Source organism: Caulobacter sp. S45, assembly GCF_903642205.1.
Classification (GTDB): Bacteria; Pseudomonadota; Alphaproteobacteria; order Caulobacterales; family Caulobacteraceae; genus CAHJWH01.
Genome location: NZ_CAHJWH010000037.1, coordinates 1 through 22,767 on the forward strand (window position 1 = coordinate 1; position 22,767 = coordinate 22,767).

General features: G+C 71.0%; 13 protein-coding genes. 6 read left to right on the forward strand and 7 right to left on the reverse strand.

Translation table 11 applies throughout. The features are described 5' to 3' along the window. Positions 1 to 927, forward strand: a 927-nt coding sequence (locus HUV06_RS06025) for an amidase (protein ID WP_254600900.1), incomplete at its 5' end; no start/stop codon positions are given. A gap of 158 nt (positions 928 to 1,085) precedes the next feature. Here HUV06_RS06025 and HUV06_RS06030 read toward each other — a convergent pair. Beyond that, positions 1,086 to 2,711 carry an isocitrate lyase gene (locus HUV06_RS06030; protein WP_254600903.1) on the reverse strand — a complete coding sequence of 542 codons (1,626 nt, stop codon included), beginning with the start codon at positions 2,709 to 2,711 and terminating at the stop codon, positions 1,086 to 1,088. Between the two features lie 113 nt (positions 2,712 to 2,824). Between HUV06_RS06030 and HUV06_RS06035 the strand changes: the two genes are divergently transcribed. Together HUV06_RS06035 and HUV06_RS06040 are read left to right on the forward strand one after the other, a co-directional pair. Continuing rightward, entirely contained in the window at positions 2,825 to 4,225 is a 1,401-nt protein-coding gene (locus HUV06_RS06035; protein ID WP_174300372.1) for a short-chain fatty acyl-CoA regulator family protein, read from the forward strand. Between the two features lie 272 nt (positions 4,226 to 4,497). Further along, positions 4,498 to 4,875, forward strand: coding sequence for a VOC family protein (locus HUV06_RS06040; protein WP_174300373.1), 378 nt, complete (start codon positions 4,498 to 4,500; stop codon positions 4,873 to 4,875). 52 nt (positions 4,876 to 4,927) lie between these two features. Here the strand turns inward: HUV06_RS06040 and HUV06_RS06045 are convergent, their stop codons facing one another. From HUV06_RS06045 to HUV06_RS06065, 5 genes are all read right to left on the reverse strand, one after another. Further along, the gene (locus HUV06_RS06045) at positions 4,928 to 9,211 is read right to left on the reverse strand and encodes a translocation/assembly module TamB domain-containing protein (RefSeq protein ID WP_174300374.1); all 4,284 of its coding nucleotides are present in this window, start codon (positions 9,209 to 9,211) and stop codon (positions 4,928 to 4,930) included. Continuing rightward, positions 9,208 to 11,004 (reverse strand): autotransporter assembly complex family protein, encoded by a 1,797-nt coding sequence (locus HUV06_RS06050; protein WP_174300375.1) that lies wholly within the window; start codon positions 11,002 to 11,004, stop codon positions 9,208 to 9,210. The genes HUV06_RS06045 and HUV06_RS06050 overlap by 4 nt, the downstream gene beginning before the upstream one ends. Before the next feature lie 179 nt (positions 11,005 to 11,183). After that, positions 11,184 to 12,956: a retropepsin-like aspartic protease gene (locus HUV06_RS06055; protein ID WP_174300376.1), complete on the reverse strand. Its 1,773-nt coding sequence runs from the start codon at positions 12,954 to 12,956 to the stop codon at positions 11,184 to 11,186. 150 nt (positions 12,957 to 13,106) lie between these two features. Further along, positions 13,107 to 15,965 (reverse strand): preprotein translocase subunit SecA, encoded by a 2,859-nt coding sequence (gene secA, locus HUV06_RS06060; RefSeq protein ID WP_174300377.1) that lies wholly within the window; start codon positions 15,963 to 15,965, stop codon positions 13,107 to 13,109. 282 nt (positions 15,966 to 16,247) lie between these two features. After that, positions 16,248 to 17,516, reverse strand: coding sequence for an FAD-dependent monooxygenase (locus HUV06_RS06065; RefSeq protein WP_174300378.1), 1,269 nt, complete (start codon positions 17,514 to 17,516; stop codon positions 16,248 to 16,250). Between the two features lie 123 nt (positions 17,517 to 17,639). On the opposite strand from HUV06_RS06065, the gene HUV06_RS06070 reads away from it, so the two are divergent. Continuing rightward, a complete protein-coding gene (locus tag HUV06_RS06070) occupies positions 17,640 to 20,168 on the forward strand; it encodes a DNA translocase FtsK (protein ID WP_371811002.1) in 2,529 nt (842 codons plus the stop codon). Between the two features lie 145 nt (positions 20,169 to 20,313). On the opposite strand, the gene HUV06_RS06075 is transcribed toward HUV06_RS06070, so the two are convergent. After that, positions 20,314 to 21,219 carry a tyrosine recombinase gene (locus tag HUV06_RS06075; protein ID WP_217433658.1) on the reverse strand — a complete coding sequence of 302 codons (906 nt, stop codon included), beginning with the start codon at positions 21,217 to 21,219 and terminating at the stop codon, positions 20,314 to 20,316. Positions 21,220 to 21,256: 37 nt separating this feature from the next. Between HUV06_RS06075 and HUV06_RS06080 the strand changes: the two genes are divergently transcribed. Then, complete coding sequence (locus tag HUV06_RS06080; RefSeq protein ID WP_254600904.1) at positions 21,257 to 21,886, forward strand: shikimate kinase; 630 nt, start codon at positions 21,257 to 21,259, stop codon at positions 21,884 to 21,886. After that, on the forward strand, positions 21,883 to 22,767 hold an 885-nt coding region (gene aroB, locus HUV06_RS06085; protein WP_174300381.1), incomplete at its 3' end, for a 3-dehydroquinate synthase. The genes HUV06_RS06080 and aroB, both read left to right, overlap by 4 nt.

Below are 22,767 nucleotides of genomic sequence, written 5' to 3' on the forward strand. Positions count from 1 at the left end.
GGCGGCGGCTCCATCCGCGTGCCCGCCTCGTGCTGCGGCCTGTTCGGGCTCAAGCCGTCGCGCGGCCGCACGCCCGTCGGCTTCCGCCGGACCGAGGGGTGGAGCGGGCTGGGCGTCAGCCATGCGGTCACCCGCAGCGTGCGCGATTCCGCGGGCCTGCTCGATGCGACAGCGGGGCCGGAGCCCGGCTCGCGCTACGCCGCGCCCGATTCGTTTGCACCGAGCTTCCTCGGCGCGCTGGAGCGCACGCCCGCGGGGCTGCTGGGCCGGCCGGTGCGGGTGGCGCTGATGGTGGAGCCTTTCAGCGGCGTTCCCGTCAACCCTGCCTGTCGCTGGGCCGCGGAAGACGCCGCTCAGCTCTGCGCCGGACTGGGCTTCGAGGTGGAGGAGGCGCGGCCGGAGGTGGACGCGTCCGCGCTCGGCCGCAGCATGGTCGCGGTTGTGGCCGCCCACACCGCCCTGGTCGTCGACACCCGCGAACTCGAACTCGGCCGCAGGCTGCGAGATAACGAGCTGGAGATCGCCACCTGGGAGATGGTCCAGGCGGGACGGGGCCTGAAGGCGACGGACTTGCTCGCCGCAGACCTGGCCTTCATGACCGCCGCCGGCACCGTCGCCAGTTTCCAGGCGCGCTACGACCTGATTCTGTCGCCGACCCTGGCGACCCCGCCGGCGCCGCTCGGCGCACTCGCGCTCAACCAGTCGGCGGCGAGCTATGGCGCGGCGGTGGGGGCGTACTGCCCCTACACGGCGATCTACAACCAGACCGGCGCGCCGGCGATGAGCGTGCCGCTATACTGGACGGCCGACGGGCTGCCGGTGGGGGTGCAGTTCGCCGCGAGGATTGGTGAGGAAGCGCTGCTGTTCTCAGTCGCCGCAGAGCTGGAGCGGGCTCGGCCCTGGGCGTCTAAGCGACCGCCGCTCTAGTTTCTCCTCCCCTGCGCAGCGGGGGAGGTGGCGCGGCGCGGATACGCGCCGTGGTGGAGGGGGCGTCGCCGGCAAGAGGTTGGCGGCGGCGACGCCCCCTCCACCACGCTTCGCGTGGTCCCCCTCCCCCGCTGCGCAGGGGAGGAGGCGGTCGAACCCTAAGCGAACTGGTTCATCGTATTGTGGACGCCGCCGGCCTTCAGCGCCGCCTCGCCGCCGAAGTAGCCCTTGTGCTCGTCGCCGAGGTCCGAGCCGCTCATGTTCTGGTGCTTGACGCAGGCGATGCCCTGGCGGATCTCCTGGCGCTGCACCTGCTTGACGTAGCCCAACATCCCCTCGGCGCCGAAATATTCCCGGGCCAGGTTGTCGGTGGACAGGGCCGCGGTGTGGTAGGTCGGCAGGGTGATCAGGTGGTGGAAGATGCCCGCCCGCTTGGCGCCGTCCGCCTGGAAGGTGCGGATGCGCTCGTCGGCCTCCACCGCCAGGTCGGTCGTGTCGTAGTCCACGCTCATCAGCTTGGCGCGATCATAGGCGGAGACGTCCTTCCCCGCCGCCTTCCAGGCGTCATAGACCTGCTGGCGGAAGTTTAGCGTCCAGTTGAACGAGGGCGAGTTGTTGTAGACCAGCTTGGCGGTCGGATAGACCTCGCGCACCCGGTCCATCATCGAGGCGATCTGATCGACGTGTGGCTTCTCGGTCTCGATCCACAGCAGGTCCGCGCCGTTGTCGAGCGAAGCGATGCAGTCCATCACGCAGCGGTCCGCGCCCGAGCCGCTACGGAACTGGAACAGGTTGCTGGGCAGGCGCTTGGGCCGCAGCAGCTCGCCGTTCCGGTTGAGCACCACGTCGCCGTTGGCGAGATCGCCCGGCGCCACCTCCTCGCAATCGAGGAAGCTGTTGTACTGGTCGCCGAGGTCGCCCGGCGCGTTGCTGACCGCGATCTGCTTGGTCAGGCCCGCGCCCAGCGAGTCGGTGCGGGTGACGATGATCCCGTTCTCGACGCCGAGCTCCAGGAAGGCGTAGCGGCAGGCGCGCACTTTCGCAAGGAAGTCCTCGTGGGGGACCGTGACCTTGCCGTCCTGGTGGCCGCACTGCTTCTCGTCAGAGACCTGGTTCTCGATCTGGAGCGCACAGGCGCCCGCCTCGATCATCTTCTTGGCCAGCAGGTAGGTCGCCTCGGCGTTGCCGAAGCCCGCGTCGATGTCGGCGATGACCGGCACCACGTGGGTCTGAAAGCTGTCGACCTCCTCGATCAGCGCCTCCTCCGTCTTGGTGTCGCCGGCTGCGCGGGCGGCGTCGATCTGGCGGAACAGGATGTCCAGCTCTCGCGCGTCGGCCTGGCGCAGGAAGGTGTAGAGTTCCTCGATCAGCGCCGGCACAGAGGTTTTTTCGTGCATGGATTGGTCAGGAAGCGGTCCGAACTCGGACCGCAGCGCCGCCACCATCCAGCCAGACAGGTAGAGATACCGGCCCTTGGTGGAGCCGAAATGCTTCTTGATGGAGATCATCTTCTGCTGGCCGATGAAGCCGTGCCAGCAGCCCAGCGACTGGGTGTACTTGGACGGATCGGCGTCATAGGCGGCCATGTCGGCGCGCATGATGTCGGCGGTGTAGCGGGCGATCTCCAGCCCGGTCTTGAAGCGGTTCTGCAGCCGCATGCGCGCCACGGCCTCGGGCGCGATGCCGCTCCAGGGACCGGCCTTGCTCTTCACGAGCTGGCTCATCTCGATGATGTGGTCCTGGTAGGCCATGGCTCGCGCACCCTCGGCTGCGGAAAAGAACAAGGCGACGAGATAGCATCCCTGCACCGCTTGTGGAGCAGCGACCTAGTCAAGGTGTAAGAATCTTACAAGTTCAGGTGTAAGGGTGTACGTCATGATGAGGGGCCTTCCGGATCATGCCCAAGGCTGAGCGCCGCCTCTATGTGGGGCCGAGCCTGCGGCGCTTCCGGCGCGACCGCGGCCTGACCCAGATCGACATGGCCGCGGACCTGGAGGTCTCGCCCTCCTACATCGCGCTGCTGGAGCGCAACCAGCGGCCGCTGACCGCCGAGCTGCTGCTGCGCCTGGCGCGCACCTATCAGATCGACGTTTCGACGCTTGCGGGCCAGGACGACTCCGGCGGACACGGCCGGCTCCAGGCCGCGCTGAAGGACCCGCTGTTCGCCGACATTGACCTTGGCGCGCTGGAGACTGGCGATATTACGGCCAACTTCCCCGGCGTGGCCGACGCGTTCCTGCGCCTCTACACGACCTACCAGCAGGAGCAGCTGGCCCTGGCCGACCGGCGCGCGAGCCCGCGCGGTGACGGCGCTTCAGACCCGGTGGCGGAGTCCCGCCACTTCCTGGCCGCCCGGCGCAACTGCTTCCCCCTGCTGGACGAGGCGGCCGAGCGCATGGCCGCGGCCGTGAACGAAGCGGGCGGGACGATCGCCTACCTCAAGGCGCGGCATGGATTGCGGGTGCGCCGCCTGCCGCCCAAGGTCATGGTGGGCTCCATCCGTCGCCTCGACCGGCACCGGCGCGAGATCGTGCTGGACGACGAACTGGACGGAGCGAGCCAGGCCTTCCAGCTGGCGCTACAGCTCGCCTATCTGGAGCTGGGGCCGCAGCTCGACGCGGCGCTGGAGGGCGGGAGCTTCGCCACGCAGAGCGGCGCCCGTCTGGCCCGCCGGGCGCTCGCGGGCTACGCGGCCGCGGCCGTCCTGATGCCCTACGCCGCCTTCGCCAAGGCGGCCGAGGCGCGGGCCTACGACGTGGAGGCGCTCGGCCGCCAGTTCGGCGCCAGCTTCGAGCAGACGGCCCACCGGCTGACGACTCTGCAGAAGCCCGGCCACGAGCGCGTGCCCTTCTTCTTCATCCGGGTGGACGAGGCCGGGAACGTCTCCAAGCGGCTGGACGGTGCGGGCTTTCCCTTCGCGCGCCACGGCGGCGGCTGTCCGCTGTGGACGGTGCACCAGGCCTTCCGCAGGCCGCGCCAGATCCTCACCCAGTGGCTGGAGCTGCCGGACGGCCAGCGCTTCTTCTCCATCGCCCGAACGGTGACGGCGGGCGGTGGCGGCTATGGCCGGCCGCGGGTGGACCGGGCCATCGCGCTGGGCTGCGCGGCCGAGCAGGCGGGGCGGCTCGTCTACACCCGGGCCGACGCAGGACCGCCGACGCCGACCCCTATCGGCATCACCTGCCGCCTCTGCCATCGTGCGGAGTGCACCGCCCGGTCGGAGCCGCCCATCGGCCGCCAGATCCTGCAGGACGACGTGCGGCGCACCAGCGCGCCGTTCGGCTTCTCCGACGCCTGATCTGCGCCTCATATTGAAGGCCGTCGACCCTGACTCCTCAAGGACAGCGTCCAAGATGCTCTCCCTCTGGGGGAGCTGTCGGCGAAGCCGACTGTGCGGGTCGACGCGAAGCGGCGGCGCCGCCCCCTCCACCAGCTTCGCTGGTCCCCCTCCCCCAAAAGGGGAGAGGATCAGCCTCGCCAGCAATCAAGCTCAACACCCGTTGGTATCGTATGCTAGAGCCCCCCAGTGCTAGAGCCGCTGGGCGCAGCCGCGCCAACAGGAGGACCGCTATGGCGACCGTCAGCTACTTCACGGTAGGCTCCAACAAGCTGCCCGAGGCCAAGGCCTTCTACGACGCCCTGCTCGGCTCCATCGGCATGAGGCCCTTCTTCGAGCATCCGTCGGGCGGGCGGCTTTATAGCGCCAAGGGCAAGGGGCTGTTCGGCGTGCTCGGCCCCTACGACGGCCAGCCCGCGGTAGCCGGCAACGGCGTCATGGGCGGGTTCAGCTTCGACAGCCCCCAGGAGGTCGCCGACTTCCACGCCAAGGCCCTGGAGCTTGGAGCCACCGACGAGGGCCCTCCGGGCGAACGCGCGCCGGGCGTGCACTTCGCCTACTTCCGCGACCTCGATGGCAACAAGCTCTGCGGCTACAAGTTCGGCGGCTGAGCGCCCTAAGGCGGCGAGGCTGATCCTTCCCCGCTTCGCAGGGGAGGATCAGCTACCTGAAGGTCCGGTTGTACTGGATCGACAGCTGGGCGTCGCCCTGGGTCCCCACCTGCGAGATGACCGAGAAGTTGCGCCGCACGCGCCATTCCACCGCCGCCGACGGCCCCTCGCGCCCGCCCCCGGTCAGCTCGATGTAGACGCTGTCGGTCACGTACTTGCCCCCCGACACCCCGGTCCCGGACGTGCCCTGACCGAAGGCCAGCCGGTCGAGGCCTGAGAACTGACGCAGCCGCCCCAGCACGTCGAACCCGCCCCCGCCGCTCAGCGAGGCCAGGGTGGAGGCCAGCTCGGCCGCCTGGGCTCCGGTGAGCTGGGCGGCGGAAGAGCCGAACAGCACCTGGGACAGGATCTCGTCCTGGGGCAGCACGGGGGTGGAGGTCAGGGTGATGTCGGGCCGGGCCGCAGTGCCCGTGACGTGCACCTCCGCCGTCAGGCCGGCGTTGGCCGAGGGCGCAGACGTGGTGCTCGTCTCGGTGGTGGCGCTGGTCGGCTTGCTCTCCACGCTCGTGGTGGAGAAGGTGGTGTTCTGGCGCGTGGCGATCAGGTTCAGCCGGATGTCCTCCGGCCTGACGCCCAGCCGGATAAGGCTGCGCCCGTCGAAATCGAAACGCTTGCCTGCGAAGTCATAGGAGCCCAGCACCACCCGCGCCTCGCCGCTGAGATCGGGCGCGCTGGCCGAGCCGGTGACATGGGCGTCAAGCGACAGCTCCACGTTCAGCCCCTTGCCTTTGACGAAGACGCCCCTTGAACTGCGTACGGTCACGTCGAGCGCCAGGGGCGGCGCCATCGCGGGCTTGGCGACGGTGGCGGTGGTCTGGACCTCGGGCTCGCCCGGCTTGTTGATCTCCATCACCTCCATGGCCACCGCGCCGCTCGGCGTGGGAGCGTTGGGCGAGATGTCTGCCCGATCGACCTTCAGCGCGCCGACCAGCTTGGCCTGGCCGCGGGCGTCACGCGTGACAGTGGCGTCGCCGGACATGGTGGCGGTCACCGAGTCGGTGTCGATGACGCGGAAGTGGTTCAGCTTCAGCGCGAAGGTGGAGCCCCCGCCCTGGGCGAGCCCGATGTCGCCCGACCCGGCGAGCGTGCCGTTGCGCCCGTCTGTTCCCTGCAGCTCGCTGATCCGCACCGCGTCCTGGCCGAAGTCGGCGTTCACCGCGAACTTCTGCAGATCGAGTCCTACCGCATAGTTCTGGTAGCGGCCCGCGGCGATGGCGGCGTGGCCCAGCACCTTCGGCGCATTCAACGTGCCTGCAAGCGTTCCCTGGGTGGACACCCGCCCCGACAGTCGCTGGTCGCCGCCCACCAGCAGGTCCCAGAGCGGCCGCAGCTCCCCTTCGGCCGAGAAGTCCCCCCGCATGGGCCGGGTGCGGTCAACGGCGACCCGGAAGGGCGCCGCGCTCGCCACCGCCGGCAGGTCGACCTGGAGGTTGGACTTCAAGCCCTGAGCATTGGTGGCCGCAGCGACCAGTCGCAGGCGCTCACCGGCGAGCTCGGCGTGGACGTGGCTGTCCAGCGCGAGGTCGGCAGGCGCGTCCCGGGAGCGGGCGCCGGCCAGCGTCGCGTCCAGGGCGCCGGCCAGGCTCGCACCCCGCCCATCGAGGTTCAAGGTGGCGTTCACCGCCCCCTCATAGTCTGTGTCGAAAGCCGACAGGTTCACTTCGCTCAGGTGCGCGACGCCGCCCATCGCCTGGCCGCTCTGGTGCGCGGACACCTCCACCCTACCCCCGCCCACCGCCAAGCCGAGATCGAGCTGGCGCGTATCGCCGTCGAGACGCAGCACCGCCGGCCGCAAGGTCTTCAGCGTGATCTTGCGAACCTCGCCCGAGCCGCCAAGCGTCAGGGTGCGCGCCGTCCCCGCCTGGTCCAGGCGCCCCGATCCGGAGAACCGCCAAGGCGTTGGCGCAAGGCTGTCGGCGGCGATCTGCACCGGCAGGTGGTCATAGGGGCCGTCAGCGCGCAATCTCACGCCGTGCAGCACGCCCTGCAGTCCAGGCGCGGCGATCCCGCCGCCGTCCAGCACGAGATGGGCGGCCAGGCCGTTGGCGGTCTGGCTCAGCCGCACGGTCCCGTCCAGATGGCCGGCGTCCAGGAAGGCGCCCCGCCGCACCTGCAGCACCAGGTCCGCCGTGCCGGGCGCGCCACCCTGAAGCGTCAGGGCGCCGGTGGCCTTCACCCCGCCTGCGTCTGCGTCGAGGTCGTTCACCTCGACGGCGCCGTCGGCCAGCCGGAACGCGGCCTTCAGCGAGGCCGGCCCGTAGCCGCTCGGCCCCGCCAGCTGCACGCGACCGCCCAGCGCCGGTCCGTCCTTGGCGATCGCGAGCGTCAGGTTGGCCGGCGCCACGATCAGGCGGCCGAGCGCCAGGGAGGCGATCCGGCTGTCCAGCTCCACCGCTGGCGCGCCGAGCGTGCCCGAGATCCTGCCCGTCCCCTTGGCCTCGCCCGCCACCTTCAGCGGCCCGGCCTCGAACGGTCCCTGCGCCTGCCAGCCCAGACCGAAGGCGAGCGGCCCTTTGGGATCAAGCCGCCCGCTGGCGGTGACCTGCACCGCCGCCCCGGTCAGAGCGGCGCTTGCGACCTGCAGTCCTGCCGGACCCCATCTGGCGGACGCCTTCAGGCGTGGCGCCGAGCCCAGGAAGTGGTCGGCGGGCGCGGACCCCGTGGCGAAGCCGCCGGCGTGGGCGTCCAGGTCGAAACGCCAGTCCTCGGCCCCTTTCGCTCGGTCCGCGGTCCAGGCCGCGTCGAGCCGGCCGTGCAAGCCCGTCTGCAGCGTCCCGAGACTGGCGAGCTGAGCCTGGCCCTTGAACGACAGGCCGCCGCCGAGCAGGGCCTGCCCGCCCTGGCCCGTGACGCTCACGCCCGCGCCCGCCGCGTCGAGGCTGCGGACCAGCAGCCGCCCGTCAGCCAGCCGCGTCCCGTCGAGCTTCACCCGGGGCGCGGGTCCCAGCAGCCCGGCCACCAGCCCCTGGCCCGCGCCGCCTGCGCCCGCAAGGTCGGCCTGGACCCGCCACTCCTCGCCCTGGCGGCTGAGCGCCACAGGCCCGTCCGCCCGCGCGAGGCTGTAGCCGCTCTGGGCCAGCCTAGCCGCCGCGAGCCGTCCCTTGAAGTCGAACCGCTCCGGATCGCCTGTGACGGACCCGCCCAGGCGCGCCGAGGCGATGGCTACCCCGGGCGCCCAGCGGGCGGCGTCCGGCACGTCCAGGGTGAGGGCCAGCCCTGAGGTGCTGCGCACCTTCCAGTCCAGCGGACCCGCGATCCGCAGGCTGGCGGTCTGGGCGGCCAGCAGGCCCTGCACGTCGAAGACGTCGCCGTGCAGGTGGCGGGCGGCCAGGGTGAGCTGGGCGAGCGGGCCCGCGCGGACGGCCAGGTCGTGGGTCAGGCGCGAGGCGCCGAGCTCCAGCCGCGCGGCCAGCCGCGCCCCGCCTGCGCCCCAGTTCGAGTCCGCCGACAGGGGCATATCCGCCCCGCTGGTGGCGCGGAGCTGCAGGGCGCCTGAGTCCACCGTCCCATCCGCACGCAGGCTCACCGACAAGGCCTGGGTCACCGGCAGGCCGAGGCCACCCGCAAGCGCGCCTCCCCGGCCCTCCACGGCGTCGGCGCGGATGAGCACCCGGCCGCCCTGGCCCACCTGGAACACCGCCGACAGCCCGTCGCCGGAACGGAGCAGGCTCCGCGCGGAGAGCCGGCCCGCCGCCGCCATGTTGCGTTCCAGCGAGAAGCGGCTGTCCAGCCGGTACGATCCCGGACGAACGCTGAAGGCCGGCAGCATGTCCAGGCGAAGTCTCAGCGCGTCGATCTGGACGGCGATCGGCAGCCGGGAGGCGCCCCTGGAGGGCGGCTGCGGCGCGAGGACAGGGTCGCGGACCAGCGTCAGGGTGCCGGCGGTGATCGAGCGGGCGTGGAAGCGCCGGGAGAGCAGCTCGCTCCAGCGCCAGCGCAGCTCCAGGTCGCGGGCGTCAAGCCAGGGGCCGCGCGCATCCACGATCTGGAGTCTGGCGAGGGTCAGGTCGGAGAGCGGATCGCCGCCGATCCCCTCCACATGCAGCCGCCCCACAGGGCCCAGCGGCAGCCCCTCCAGCAGGTTCGCCACCAGGCTCCGTCCCGCCTCGGTGCGCACCATCAGCCGCGCTCCCCCGGCAAGCAGGGCCAGCAGGGCGACCAGGACCACCAGGCCGAGCGCGACCCAGCGGCCCCAGCGGCGGGGCCGTGGATCGGGGGCTGGCGCCCGCTCCGTCTCCACCGCGGGCGCCGTCGGCTCGGGCGGCGCGGCGCTCAAAAGCTCTGGCCCACGCTGAGATAGACCTGGATCGGCGGCTGGGAGGCCCCGCTCAGCCGGTTGATGGGCGTGGCGAGGTCCACCCGCACCGGCGCGAAGCCCAGGTCGTAGCGCAGGCCGATCCCCACCGAGGAGGCGATGTGGCTGAAGCTCGGCGTGGCCTGGGTCCCGACCGTGCCGCTGTCCAGGAACAGCACGCCGCCGACGGGGCCTGAGATGCGCTGGCGGAGCTCGATGGTCGCGTCGATGAGCGACAGGCCGCCCTGGGGCGTGTTGTCGGCGTAGTGCGGGCCGACGTTCTGGTACTCATAGCCCCGCACCGTTCCGCCGCCGCCGGCGAAGAAGCGATCCGAGGCCGGCACCTGCGGGATTTGGCCGCCGATGATCGACCCGGCCTGGGCGCGGAGCGCCAGCACCCGGTTCCCGACCTCGTCCAGGGACAGGAAGGTGCTGCCCTGGGCCTGCAGCTTGAGATAGATCAGGTTCTCCTGGCCGAACACGTAGATGGGCTCCGCCCGTGCATCGAGTTTGTAGCCGTGGGTGGCGTTCAGCACGTTGTCGGTATGGTCCAGCGAGGCTGCCAGCAGCGGCCGGATCGAGTAGATGTCGAGCCGGCCGAGCTCGTGGTCGTCGATCTGGCTGTAGACGAAGGACAGGCCCTTGGTCAGGAAGGAATACTTGCCGTAGCGCTGGGTCAGGTTGGCGACCAGCTCACCCCCCTGGGTGGTGTAGGCGTTGGTCACGTCGCGGAACGCGTCCGGGCCGATGAGCAGGGTCTGGCCTGGATTGAGGAAGTGCGGCAGGCTCTCGGTGACGCCCACCCGCGTGTCGATGGTCTGGAGCCGCGCCAGCAGGGTCACGGTGTCGGCGCGCTGCAGCACGTTGAAGACCGAGAACGTGCTGTCCACCAGCGGCCCTTCGGTGGTGGAGTAGCCCAGGCCCAGCGACAGGACATACTTGGCCCGGTCCGCCAGGCTGACCACCACCGGGCGCAGGCCGTCGGCGTTCGGCTTGGGCGCGAGCGCCACGGTGACGCTGTCATAGACGCCGGTGTCGAGCAGGCGGCGCTCCAGCTCGGCCACATCGTTGGGCTTGTAGACCTCCCGCGTCTTCCAGGGCGCCAGCCGGCGGAGCCACCGCGTCTCGGTCCTGGTGCGGCCGGTGAGCTGCATGCCGTCCATGCGCACCAGGTCGCCGGCCGCGATCCTGAAGGTCGGGCGCATGCTGTGGTCGGCGTGGTCGACCACCACCTCGCGCGGCGTCGCCTTGGCATCCGCGTAGCCGGCCTGGGCCAGGGCGGCGACCACGCGCCCCTCCGCCGCGATCACGTCGGGCGCCCGGCCGGGGTCGCCCGGCTTCAGCCTGACCGCGGCGCGGGCTGCGGCGTCCGCCGGGGCGGAGGGGGCCGAGCCCACCCACTGCACCTGCGGCGCCGCGAGCCGGGTGAGCGGACCGGGATCGACCTGCACCACGCCACGGGCGTGCTCGCCCTCACCGATGTCGGGGGTGACGGCCGCGTCGTAGTAGCCGTCGGAGCGCAGCAGCGCGGTGATGCTCTCCGCCGCCTGGCGGGCGCGCCGGCGGGCCTCCACCCGGTTCACCGGATCGCCGGTCGCCTCCCCCGCCGCCCGCTGCAGGGCGGCGCGCAGGGTCCGGTCGGCCACCCCCTGCACCACGGCGCGGGGCTGCTGAGGCGCACGCCTGGGCGCGGCCTGCGCCGCCCCTCCCACAAGCGACACCGCCGCGAGACCCATCAGGACTGGGGCGATCAGGGCGAAGCGAGAGCGGCGCAACCGTATCTTTCCACCCGCGCGCCAAGGCGCCGCGCAATACCTAGCCCCCAGCCTGTTTAAGGAAACGGCGGCGGCGTGTCACGCAGCCGGTGGCGCGGCATAGGGGTGGCATGGGGAAGCCGGGACGAAGACCGCAGAGCGTGGCGCTCGCGCCAGCCCTGAGCGGCGCAGGCCGTGGGTCAGGGCGTCAGGCCCAGCCTGGCGGCCCGTTCGGCCAGGTGCGGCGCCTCCACCGAGGCGGCGGCGAGGTCGGCTGCGCCTTGCGCCTTGGCGCCGGTTTTCAACTCGGCGACGCCTCTGCCGTAGAGAGACCATGCGATCTTCGGATTCTTCGCCAGGGCCGCATCATAGTCGGCGATGGCGCGGTCGAACTCGCCGCGGCGCAGGTGGACCAGGCCGCGGCTGTCGAGCACCTCCGGGGCGCGCTGGGTCAGGCGGAGCGCCGCGTTGCAGTCGGACAGCGCCTTGTCCAGGTCGCGCCCGGCCAGCGCGCGCGCCCAGCAACGGCCGTTCAGGGCGGCGGGGAGCGCGCGGTCGTCCTCATGCACGGCGATCCAGAGGTCGAATTGGGCCACGGCGGACTGATACTGGTCCAGACCCAGGTAGAGTTCCCCGATCTGGAGCCGCAGGTTGGCCTCCTTGGACGCCGCTGCTGCGGCGGCGTCCAGGTCTGCACGGGCGCCGTCCTCGTCATGCGCTTGCCCACGCAGGGCGGCTCTTTCAGTGCGCGCTTCAGGGTCGTCCGGCTTCAGTTTCACCGCGACGTCGAGATCAGCCAGGGCGGGGGATGTCTGATGCAGGGCGAGTCGCGCCAGGGCCCGCTGCTGGAAGTATCGGGGCTCGCTGGGCGCCAGGGCGCAAGCGCGATCGAAGTCGGCCACGGCCTGCCCGTACTGATGCCTGGCCGCCAGAACCGCACCGCGTCGGCTGAAGCCCTCAGCATCCTTCGGCTCGTTCAGCCCCGGCGGGGGCGTCCTGGCGTCCGCCGTCACCGTGCCGGCGGAAGAGGACGGCGCCTCGACGGGAGGCGCGTCAAGGTTGAACACGGCGCCGCCTATGTACGTCAGATACATCTTGGCTTGGCTGTTGGCGACGTAGATGCGATGGGACAGGAAGAAGTCCAACCCCACCAGCATCTCTGTGTCAGGCCCCAGGTCGGCGATGAGCATCTTGGTCTTCAATATCTGCTCGTCGCCAATCTGAAAGTTGGCGATTGATGCCGTCCAGGCCTTTGTGCTCGCGCGCCCCAGTCCGCCGGTTTCGGCTGCAGGCGTCACCCCGGCCTCGCCCGGCCTCAGGCCCGCCCGCGCCGCCGAGCGCAGGCCCAGGATGGTGTTCGGCGCGCCGGTGTCGAACGTCGCGCGCACGCGCACGCCGTTGACCAGCACGGTCCCGACCGTGTGCCTACGGAAAGCGTCCGTGGATTCGATCGGCATCACCGAATAGGGCTTCTCCCCGTCCCAGTATGCCAGCTCGGCGTGACCGCAATCCCTGGGCTTGATCAGCCGGACCGCTCCGCTGGCCAGATCGTAGTCGACATCGCCCATCCCCAGCACGTTCTGGCCGATCAGACCGGCCGCCGGCGCTTCGAGGTCACTGCCGCCGACGACGAATTCGATGTTGGGGATGGTGCTTTTCACGAGCGTGAAGGTCTTCGCCCAGGCGACGGACGCCTTAAAATCCCCACCAACCCCAGTGAAGACCATGCCGTAGGGCGCCGGTGACGTGTTCAGGTGGAGCGAGGCCGCGCTAGCGGGACTCAACATGCTGAAGAAGGCGCCGCTGTCGACGATGAACTGGAGGTCGGTCCCGTTTATCTTGGCGGGAAGCAGTATGCGCGATCGCGCGACCGTCACCGGCAGCTCGGCGAGCTGGCCGAGGCTGCAGGCGGCCCGCGCGGCACCCTCCAGGCCCAAGCTGGCCAACACGAGCAGGAGCGCACCCCAGCGCATTACTCATCCCCACGAACGCTGCGGGCCATCACCGAGCCCTGCACCATCTAAGCGCGAAGACGGCATGGTCCCAAGGAGACGAAGCGCCGCTGTGTGCGGCGTGCGTTCGCTTGCGACAGCCAGGGATGCGTCAGCTGTGCGCCTGACCGCCTACACCAGCGCCCCGTGGCAGTGCTTGAACTTCTTGCCCGAGCCACACGGGCACATGGCGTTGCGGGACGTCCGCTCCCACCCCGATGGCAGGGCTCCGGGAGGCAGGCGCTCGGCCTGGTCGGGGGCCATGAAGCCGCCTTCCGTGGCGAGCGCCGCGCCATCGCGCTCGTTCTCGCCGGTGGTGGGGTCCAGGTGCAGCTCGAACATGGGCTGCTGCTGGGCGGCGAAAACTTCGGGTTGTTGGAACTGGAACTCTACCGTCATCATCCAGCGGGTGACGTTCTGGCGCAGTTCCAGCATCAGCTTCTCGAACAGGGCGTAGGCTTCCGACTTGTACTCGTTCAGGGGGTCGCGCTGGCCATAGCCGCGCAGTCCGATCACCTGGCGCAGGTGGTCCAGGTGGGTCAGGTGCTCGCGCCACTGCATGTCGATCATCTGCAGCATGAAGTTCTTCTCAAGACCCCGCGCCTGCTCGGCCCCGATCTGTTCCTCGCGCTCGGCGGCCTTGGCGTCGGCGGCCTCGGTGATGCGGGTGTGGATGTCCTCGGGCGTCACGCCTTCCTCGGCCGCCCACTCGACCACCGGCAGGTCCATGCCGAGATAGGTCAGCAGCCGCTCGTGCAGGCCGGCGGCGTCCCATTGCTCCGCATAGCTCTTGGGCGGCAGGCATAAGGTGACGAAGTCCTCGATGGTGTCGCCCCGCATCTCCGTCACCGACTCCGACAGGTCGTCGGAGAGCATGAAGGCCTGGCGCTGCTCGAACACGGCCTTGCGCTGGTCGTTGACCACGTCGTCGTACTTCAGGAGGTTCTTGCGCATCTCGTAGTTGCGCTCCTCCACCTTCCTTTGGGCGGTGGAGATGGCCCGGTTCAGCCAGGGGTGGGTGATGGCCTCGCCCGGCTGCACGCCGAAGGTGCGCATGATGCTATCCAGCCGCTCGCCGGCGAAGATGCGCAGCAGGTCGTCCTCGCAGGACAGGTAGAACTTGGAGTGGCCCGGATCGCCCTGGCGCCCGGTGCGGCCGCGGAGCTGGTTGTCGATGCGCCGGCTCTCGTGGCGCTCGGTGCCGAGCACATACAGGCCGCCGGCCGCCAGGGTCTTCTCGCGGCCCGCGGCGATGTCGGCCTTGGTCTGCACCTCCTTGGCCTTGACCTCGTCTTCGCTCGGCTCCGCGCCGTAGCCGAGGTCTTCGCGCCAGCGCTGCATGCGCATGTCGAAGTTGCCGCCGAGCTGGATGTCGGTGCCGCGCCCGGCCATGTTGGTGGCGATGGTGACGCTGCCGGGCGCCCCGGCCTCGGCCACGATGTAGGCCTCCTGCTCGTGGAAGCGGGCGTTCAGCACGTTGTGCGGCACGCCGTGGCCGCTCTCCCAGGTGATGTCGAAGGCCTCGTCGCCGAGCTTCTCCAGCGTCTTGGCGTCGGCGCCGGCATGTTCGGGCTTGCGCGCGCGGCCGGTCTCGACCTTGTAGTCGTAGGCGTTCAGCAGCTCCGACAGCTGCTCGGACTTCTCGATGGAGACGGTGCCGACCAGGATCGGCTGGCCGCGGACATAGCAGTCGGCGATGGTGGCGCAGATGGACTGGTTCTTCTCTTCCGCCGTGCGATAGACCTCGTCGTCGTCGTCGATGCGGATGATCGGGCGGTTGGTGGGGATCTCCGCCACGTCCATGTTGTAGATGTCGCCGAACTCCGACGCCTCGGTCGCCGCGGTGCCGGTCATGCCGGACAGCTTCTTGTAGAGGCGGAAGTAGTTCTGGATGGTGACCGAGGCCAGGGTCTGGTTCTCCGGCATCACCTCCACGTGTTCCTTGGCCTCGATGGCCTGGTGCAGGCCTTCGGAGAGCCTGCGGCCGTGCATCATGCGGCCGGTGAACTCGTCGATCAGCATGATCTCGCCGGCGCGCACGATGTAGTCGCGGTCGCGCAGGTAGATGATGTTGGCCCGCAGCGCCTGGTTGACGTGGTGGACCACGCTGATGTTGGCGGCGTCGTACAGACCGGTGGAGTCCTCGGCGAGCGCGCCCGAGGCGGTCAGCATCTCCTCGATCTTCTCGTTGCCGTATTCGGTGAGGTGGATCTGCTTCTGCTTCTCGTCGTACTCGTAGGTCTCCTTGTCCTGCACCAGGGACTTCACCTGCGCGTCGATGGTTCGGTAGAAGTCGCTGCGGTCTTCGGTCGGCCCGCTGATGATCAGGGGCGTGCGCGCCTCGTCGATCAGGATGGAGTCCACCTCGTCCACGATGGCGAAGTTGTGCCCGCGCTGAACCATGTCGCGCACGTCGTAGGTGAGGTTGTCGCGCAGGTAGTCGAAGCCGAACTCGTTGTTCGTGCCGTAGGTGACGTCGCTGCCGTAGGCGCGGTGGCGCTCGGGCTGGGACAGGCCGTTGACGATCAGCCCCGTGGAGAGGCCGAGCCACGTGTACAGCTTACCCATGTGGTCGCTGTCGCGGGTGGCCAGGTAATCGTTGACGGTGACCAGGTGCACGCCCTTGCCGCCCAGCGCGTTCAGATAGACCGGCAGGGTGGCGACCAGCGTCTTGCCCTCGCCGGTCCGCATCTCGCCGATGCCGCCCTTGTGCAGCGTCATGCCGCCCACGAGCTGCACGTCGAAGTGGCGCATGCCCAGCACCCGCTTGGAGGCCTCGCGCACCACGGCGAAGGCCTCAGGCAGCAGGTCGTCGAGCGCCTCGCCCTTCTCCACGCGCGCCTTGAACTCCGGCGTCATGGCCTTGAGCTGGTCGTCGCTCATGGCGGCGAAGCGGGGCTCCAGCGCGTTGATGGATGCCACGCGGCCCTGCAGCTGCTTGACCTTGCGCTCGTTGGAGGAGCCGAACAGTTTCTTGGCGAAGGCGAGCATCAAGAGTCCAGACGTGGAGACGGGCGGCCGCAAGCGCAGCGGCGAAGGGCAAGCGCCCATTTAGGCGCTAAGCGGGGCTGCGGGAATAGCGGCCACGCCAGGAGGGCGAAGCGCCGCTCTCTCCTTCGCCCCTCCGGGGAGAAGGAAGGGGCCCGCGATCCGCAGGATCGTGGGAAGGATGAGGGGAACCGCCGCGCAAGACCCTGCAGGCGCGGCGCTCCCCTCACCCTCCCACGCGTCTGCGACGCGCAGGCCCCTCCCTCTCCCCGTAGGGGCGAGGGGTCAGAGCGCCTCGCCCCGCAGCAGCCTCGGCGTGTCGCCCGCAAAGCCGGCGGCTTCCAGCATCATGAAGCGCTTCACAGGGGTCATGCGGTTCATCGCGCCGGTCACTGCGTTCCTCGCCACCTTCAGCAGCGGCGTGTCGGAGCCGTAGACGCGTACGAAGAAGTCGGTCGCCCACGCGAACGCCGCCCGGTCCATGCGCCGCCAGCGGGCGTAGCGGTCCAGCACCACGGTGGAGCCGATGTCCTCGCCGCAGCGCTTGGCGTCAGAGAGCACTTCGGCCAGCGCCGCGGCGTCCTTCATGCCGAGGTTCAGGCCCTGTCCCGCGATGGGGTGGATGGAGTGGGCGGCGTCGCCGACCAGGGCCAAGCGGTCGCTGGTCATCTGCTCGGCGATCTGGAGGCCCAGCGGGTAGCCGAAGCGGGGGGCGACCAGGCGGGCGGGGCCGAGCGTCTCGCCGAGCCTTCGGTTCAGGTGCGCCTCGAAGGCCTCAGGGCTTGCGGCCAGCAGCGCCTCGCCCCTCGCCTTGGGCTCCACCCAGACCAGGCTGGCGCGCTGCTCGGTGAGCGGTAGCACCGCCAGCGCAGAGCCCGCCATGAAGAACTCGTGCGCCACGCCCCCGTGCGGGGCGGACAGGGCGACGGTGCCGACCACGCCCATCTGGCCGTAGCTCCAGCCGTTCACCCCGATGCCGGCGGCGGTGCGCAGGCGCGAGGCCTTGCCGTCCGCGGCCACCGCGACCCTGGCGGTCAGCTCGCGTCCGTTGGTCAGCTTCACCCGGGCGGAGGCCGGGCCAGGTTCGACCGCCTCCACCTGGGCAGGCGCGAAGGCGGTGACACCTGCGGCCTCCAGCGCCTGGTTCATGGTGGCGCGGAAGCGGCGGTTCTCCACCATCAGGGCGACCGGCGCGCCGCCGGTCTCATCGCCGATCTCGGCGGCGTCAAAGCGCAGGAAGCCCGGGCGGGGTGATCGGCCGGCGGCGGAGGGGCGCTCGCCCTCGGTGACCACGATGGCGCTGACGGCCTGCCCGTCCGCCTCCAGCGCCTCGGCGACGCCGAGCGCGCGGAGCTGCAGCATGTTGCCGTGGGCAATGGCCCAGGCGCGGCCGTCGAAGGTCTCCGCCAGGCGGGTGTCCAGCGGCTCGGCGTCCAGGATGGCCACGCTCAGTCCTGCTCTCGCGAGCGCCAGGGCCAGCACGGCGCCCGCGGGGCCGGCGCCCACGATCGCCGCGTCGAAGTTCACCGTCGGCTCGGGCGTGACCAGGGACATGGGGCGCTTGTCCTACGCGCCGGCGCCTGCGTCCAGCCGCCACAGCCTGGCGAGGCGTGTAAACGGCGGTTAACCGTTGGGGGGCCATACCGCCGGGAGGCGCGCCGTGTGCTGGAGTGATCAATGGCCGATGTGGGGCTGGGTATGAGGCCGGACGCCGGCCCGCGGACGGGTGGCCCGGCCAGGGCGCCCGCGCGACGCGGGTCCGCGCGCATGATCGCAGGGCTCGGCGTCGGCTGGAGCTCGGCCCTGGCGCTGCGACTGCGGGGGGCGCTGGGCGCGGTGTTCGGCGCGGTGATGATCGCCAGCTTCGCCACCTATCGCGCGGCTGACCCCAGCTTCAACGTCGCCTCCGGCGAGGCGCCGCGCAACGCCATGGGGGGCTTCGGGGCGATCGTCGCCGACATGGGACTGCAGACCTTCGGCCTGACCGCCTGGGTCGGCGCGCTGATGATGATCATCTGGGGCTTCAACCGGGCCGGCGCGGCGGACCCGCGGCTGAACCGGGGCGAGCTGCGGGTGCGCGCGGCGGCGGGCGCACTCGGCATGCTGCTGCTGGCGGGCGTCCTGGCCATGCCCCAGCCGCCTGCGGACTGGCCACTGGCGCGCGGGCTCGGCGGCGTGTTCGGCGACGCGCTGCTGGCCGGCCTGGCCAACATCTTCGCCCTGGTCAGGCTGCCCCACACCCACCTGATCGCCACGGGCGTGCTCGCCCTGTGCGCCGCGCCGGCGCTCGCGTTCGGCGCCAGCCTGCGCGCCCGGGACGTGAGCGACTTCTTCGGCTGGATGGGGTCGCGGCCGCGCCGCACGCCTGCGCTCCAGCCGGCCTCAGCCCCAGCGGCGGACCCGCCGCCGGCCATCGCCAAGATCAAGCCCAAGCGCGAGAAGACGCCCAAGACCCGCCTCCCATTGTCCCTGCCGCTGGACCCCGATGAAGTGGAGGCGGAGGCCGCGGCCCGTACGGCGGAGGCGACGGAGGCGGTGGTCGACGACATACCCTTCGACGTGGAGGACATCGACACCCTGGCGGCCGCCCTGGACGACGGCGGCCCGCAGGTGGCCGCGCTCCGCGTCGCCCAGCCCCGCCCCTCGGAGCGCCTGGCGCGGGAGCGGCAGAAGTCGCTCGACCTCGGCGAGTCCCCGGCCTTCGAACTGCCGGAACTCGACATGCTCTCCCCGCCCAAGGTGCGCTCCGCCAGCGTGGACGAGGCCTCGCTGAAGCAGAACGCCCGCATGCTGGAGACCGTGCTGGCCGAGTTCGGGGTCCGCGGCCAGATTGACCAGATCCGCCCCGGCCCGGTGGTCACCCTCTACGAACTGGTGCCGGCCGCAGGCGTGAAGTCCTCCCGTGTCATCGCGCTCTCCGACGACATCGCCCGCTCCATGAGCGCGCGCGCCTGCCGCGTCTCGGTGGTGTCGGGTCGCAACGCCATCGGCATCGAGCTGCCCAATGCGCTGCGCGAGACCGTCTATCTCCGCTCGCTCCTCTCCTCGCCCGAGTACGAGAAGTCCACCGTCGGCCTGCCCATGGCGCTGGGCGAAGGCATCGGCGGGGAGACCTACATCGCCGACCTGGCCAAGATGCCCCACCTGCTGATCGCCGGCACCACCGGCTCCGGCAAGTCGGTGGGGGTCAACGCCATGATCCTGTCGATCCTCTACCGGCTGACGCCCGAGCAGTGCCGCTTCATCATGATCGACCCCAAGATGCTGGAGCTCAGCGTCTATGACGGCATCCCCCACCTGCTGGCGCCGGTGGTCACCGACGCCAAGAAGGCGGTGGTGGCGCTGAAGTGGACGGTGCGCGAGATGGAGAACCGCTACCGCCTGATGTCCAAGATCGGGGTGAGGAACGTCGGCGGCTACAACGACAAGGCCCGCGAGGCGATCGCCAAGGGCGAGCACTTCGAGCGCACCGTCCAGACCGGCTTCGACGACAGCGGCCGCCCCATCTACGAGAGCGAGAAGATCACGCCCGAGCCCATGCCCTACCTGGTGGTGGTGATCGACGAGGTGGCCGACCTGATGATGGTCGCCGGCAAGGACATCGAGGGCGCCGTCCAGCGCCTGGCCCAGATGGCGCGGGCCGCCGGCATCCACCTGATCATGGCCACCCAGCGCCCGTCGGTGGACGTGATCACCGGCACCATCAAGGCCAACTTCCCCACGCGGATCAGCTTCCAGGTCACCTCCAAGATCGACGCGCGCACCATCCTCGGCGAACAGGGCGCCGAGCAACTGCTGGGCCAGGGCGACATGCTCTACATGGCCGGCGGCGGCCGGGTGACCCGCCTGCACGGCCCCTTCGTCTCCGACCAGGAGGTGGAGGACGTGGCCCGTTTCCTCCGCGACCAGGGCGTGCCGAACTACCTGGAGGAGGTCACCGCCGCGCCGGAAGACGACGAGGACGGCGGCGGCGGCGGCGGCGCGCTGGACGGCGAGAGCCTCTCGGCCAACGATCTCTACGACCAGGCGGTGGCGGTGGTCACGCGCGACAAGAAGGCCTCCACCTCCTACGTCCAGCGCCGCCTGCAGATCGGCTACAACCGCGCCGCCAGCCTGATCGAGCGCATGGAGAAGGAAGGCGTGGTGAGCGCCGCCAACCACGCGGGCAAGCGCGAGATCCTGGCGCCTCCGCCGCCGGCGCTATGAAAAACATAACTCGGAAGCGGCAGACCTGCGGAGGCCGCCGCCATCCCTGATGCAGAGCGAAACGACCGCCTGGGGACGCTGCTCGACGTGCCCGAAGCGTGAGCCATACCGTCACCGGGTCGTTCTCGCGTCCTGAGCGGCCGCCTCACCCCTTCGCCAGCGGGTGGGCCGCCTCCACCGTGCGGCGCAGGCGCTCGCCGGTCACGTGGGTGTAGATCTGGGTGGTGGCGATGTCGGCGTGGCCGAGCAGGGTCTGGACCACGCGGAGGTCCGCGCCCCCCTCCAGCAGGTGGGTGGCGAAGGCGTGGCGCAGCACGTGCGGGCTGACCCGGGCCGGGTCGAGGCCGGCGCGCGCCGCCGCCTCATCCAGCAGCTGGCCCACCCGGCGGGGCGTCATGCGTCCGCTGGCGCCGGTGGAGGGGAAGAGCCACGGATTGGCCTTGTCGCGCCTGGGCAGCCCGGCGGGGCGCCAGACAAGCCAAGCCTTCACCGCCGCGCGCGCGGCCCCGTTCAGGGGCGCCAGCCGCTCCTTGCCGCCCTTTCCGCGGACCATCAGGAAGGCGGGGTCGCGGGCGACGGCCTGGAGCGGCAGAGCGGTCAGCTCGGAGACGCGCAGGCCCGAGGCGTAGAGGATCTCCACCACGCAGGCGAGGCGCGCGCCCTCCGCGTCGCCCAGCGCCGCGGCGGCCGCGATCAGCCGCTCCACCTCGGCGCGGGAGAGCAGCTTGGGTAGCGCCCGCGGCTGCTTGGGCGCGTCGACCCGGCGGGAGGGGTCGTCCCGGCGCCAGCCCTCCTCCACCGCGAAGCGGTAGAACTGGCGCACCGACGCGCGCCGCCGGGCCGCCGTGGCGGCCGAAAGCCCCCGCAGCGACAGGGCGGCGAAGTAGGCCTCGACATCGGCGGCCTCGGCCTGCTCCAGCGGCCGCCCGCGCGCGGCGGTGAAGGCGTGAGCGTCGGCCAAGTCCTTGCCGTAGGCGATCAGCGTGTTGCGGGCGCAGGCGCGCTCCGCCGACATCATCTCCAGGAAGGCTTCGATCTTGGCTGAGGGCATGACGGATAAGTCCTGACGTGTGCACCCTGAGGCCTTCATGTTAAGCGGCGGTGTCGTCATGAACCCGCCCAACGCCCTGCCCGCCTCGGCGCCCCTCCCGCTGAAGGCGACCGATGCGCCCGATCCGAGGCTGCGGGAACGGACCATCCTGCTGGTGGGCCTGATGGGGTCGGGAAAGAGCACGGTGGGGCGCGGGCTGGCGGCGGCGCTGCAGCTCCCCTTCCGCGACGCCGACGAGGAGATCGAGCGCGCCGCCCGCCGCACCGTGGCCGAAATCTTCGCCGAGCGCGGAGAGACGGAGTTCCGCGACGGCGAGCGCCGGGTCATCGCCCGGCTGATCACCTCGGAGCCACCCCATGTGCTGGCGGCCGGCGGCGGCGCCTTCACGGACCCGGCGACCCGCGCCCTGGCGCGACGGGCGGCGCTCTGCGTGTGGCTGAAGGCCGACCTGGAACTCATCGCGCAGCGGGTCAGCAGGCGCAACACCCGCCCGCTGCTGCACGGGCGCGACCCCATGGAGGTGCTGACAGCCCAGGCCGCCCAGCGCTACGCCCACTATGCCGAAGCCCACGTGACGGTGGAGACGGCCGACGCGAATGTGGCGGTCAGCGTGGAGGGAGTGCTGAAGGCGCTGCACGCCCACCTTGAGCGAGAGGCGCAGGCGTGAACGCAGAGGCCGGCCGGCGGGTGCAGGTGGACCTGGGCGGCCGCGCCTATGAGGTGCACATCGGGACCGGACTGATCGACCGGGCCGGCGAACTGCTGGCCCCTCACCTGCCGCGACGGCGGACCGTGGTGGTCACCGACCGCCACGTCGCCGACCATCACGGCGAGCGGCTGGCTGCGGCGCTGGAGGCCGGCGGGATCGCGGTGGACATGATCGTGCTGCCGCCGGGCGAGCAGACCAAGAGCTTCGCGGGGCTGGAGGACCTGATCGCCCGGCTGCTGGCCCTGAAGCTAGACCGCGGCGACCGCATCGTGGCCTTCGGCGGCGGCGTAGTGGGCGACCTCGCGGGCTTTGCGGCGGCGATCTACAAGCGCGGCGTCGATTTCATCCAGGTCCCCACCACCCTACTGGCTCAGGTGGACAGCTCGGTGGGCGGCAAGACCGCCATCGACACGGCGGCCGGCAAGAACCTGGTCGGCGCCTTCCACCAGCCTTGTTTCGTGCTGGCCGACCTGGACGTGCTGGCCACCCTGCCCGGGCGCGAGCTGCGGGCCGGCTATGGAGAGGTGCTGAAGTACGGCCTGCTCGGGGACGCCGCCTTCTTCGGCTGGCTGGAGGCGAACGGCGGGGCCGTCCTGGCGGGCGAGGCCGGAGCGCTGGCCCATGCGGTCGCCCGTTGCGTGGAGATGAAGGCGCAGATCGTGGCCGAGGACGAGCGTGAGAGCGGCCGGCGCGCCTTGCTGAACCTCGGCCACACCTTCGCCCACGCCCTGGAGAGCGAGACCGGGTTCGGCGAGGCCCTGCTGCACGGCGAGGCGGTGGCCGTGGGCTGCGCCCTGGCCTTCCGCTTCTCCGCCGAGCTCGGGGTCTGCCCACCTGAC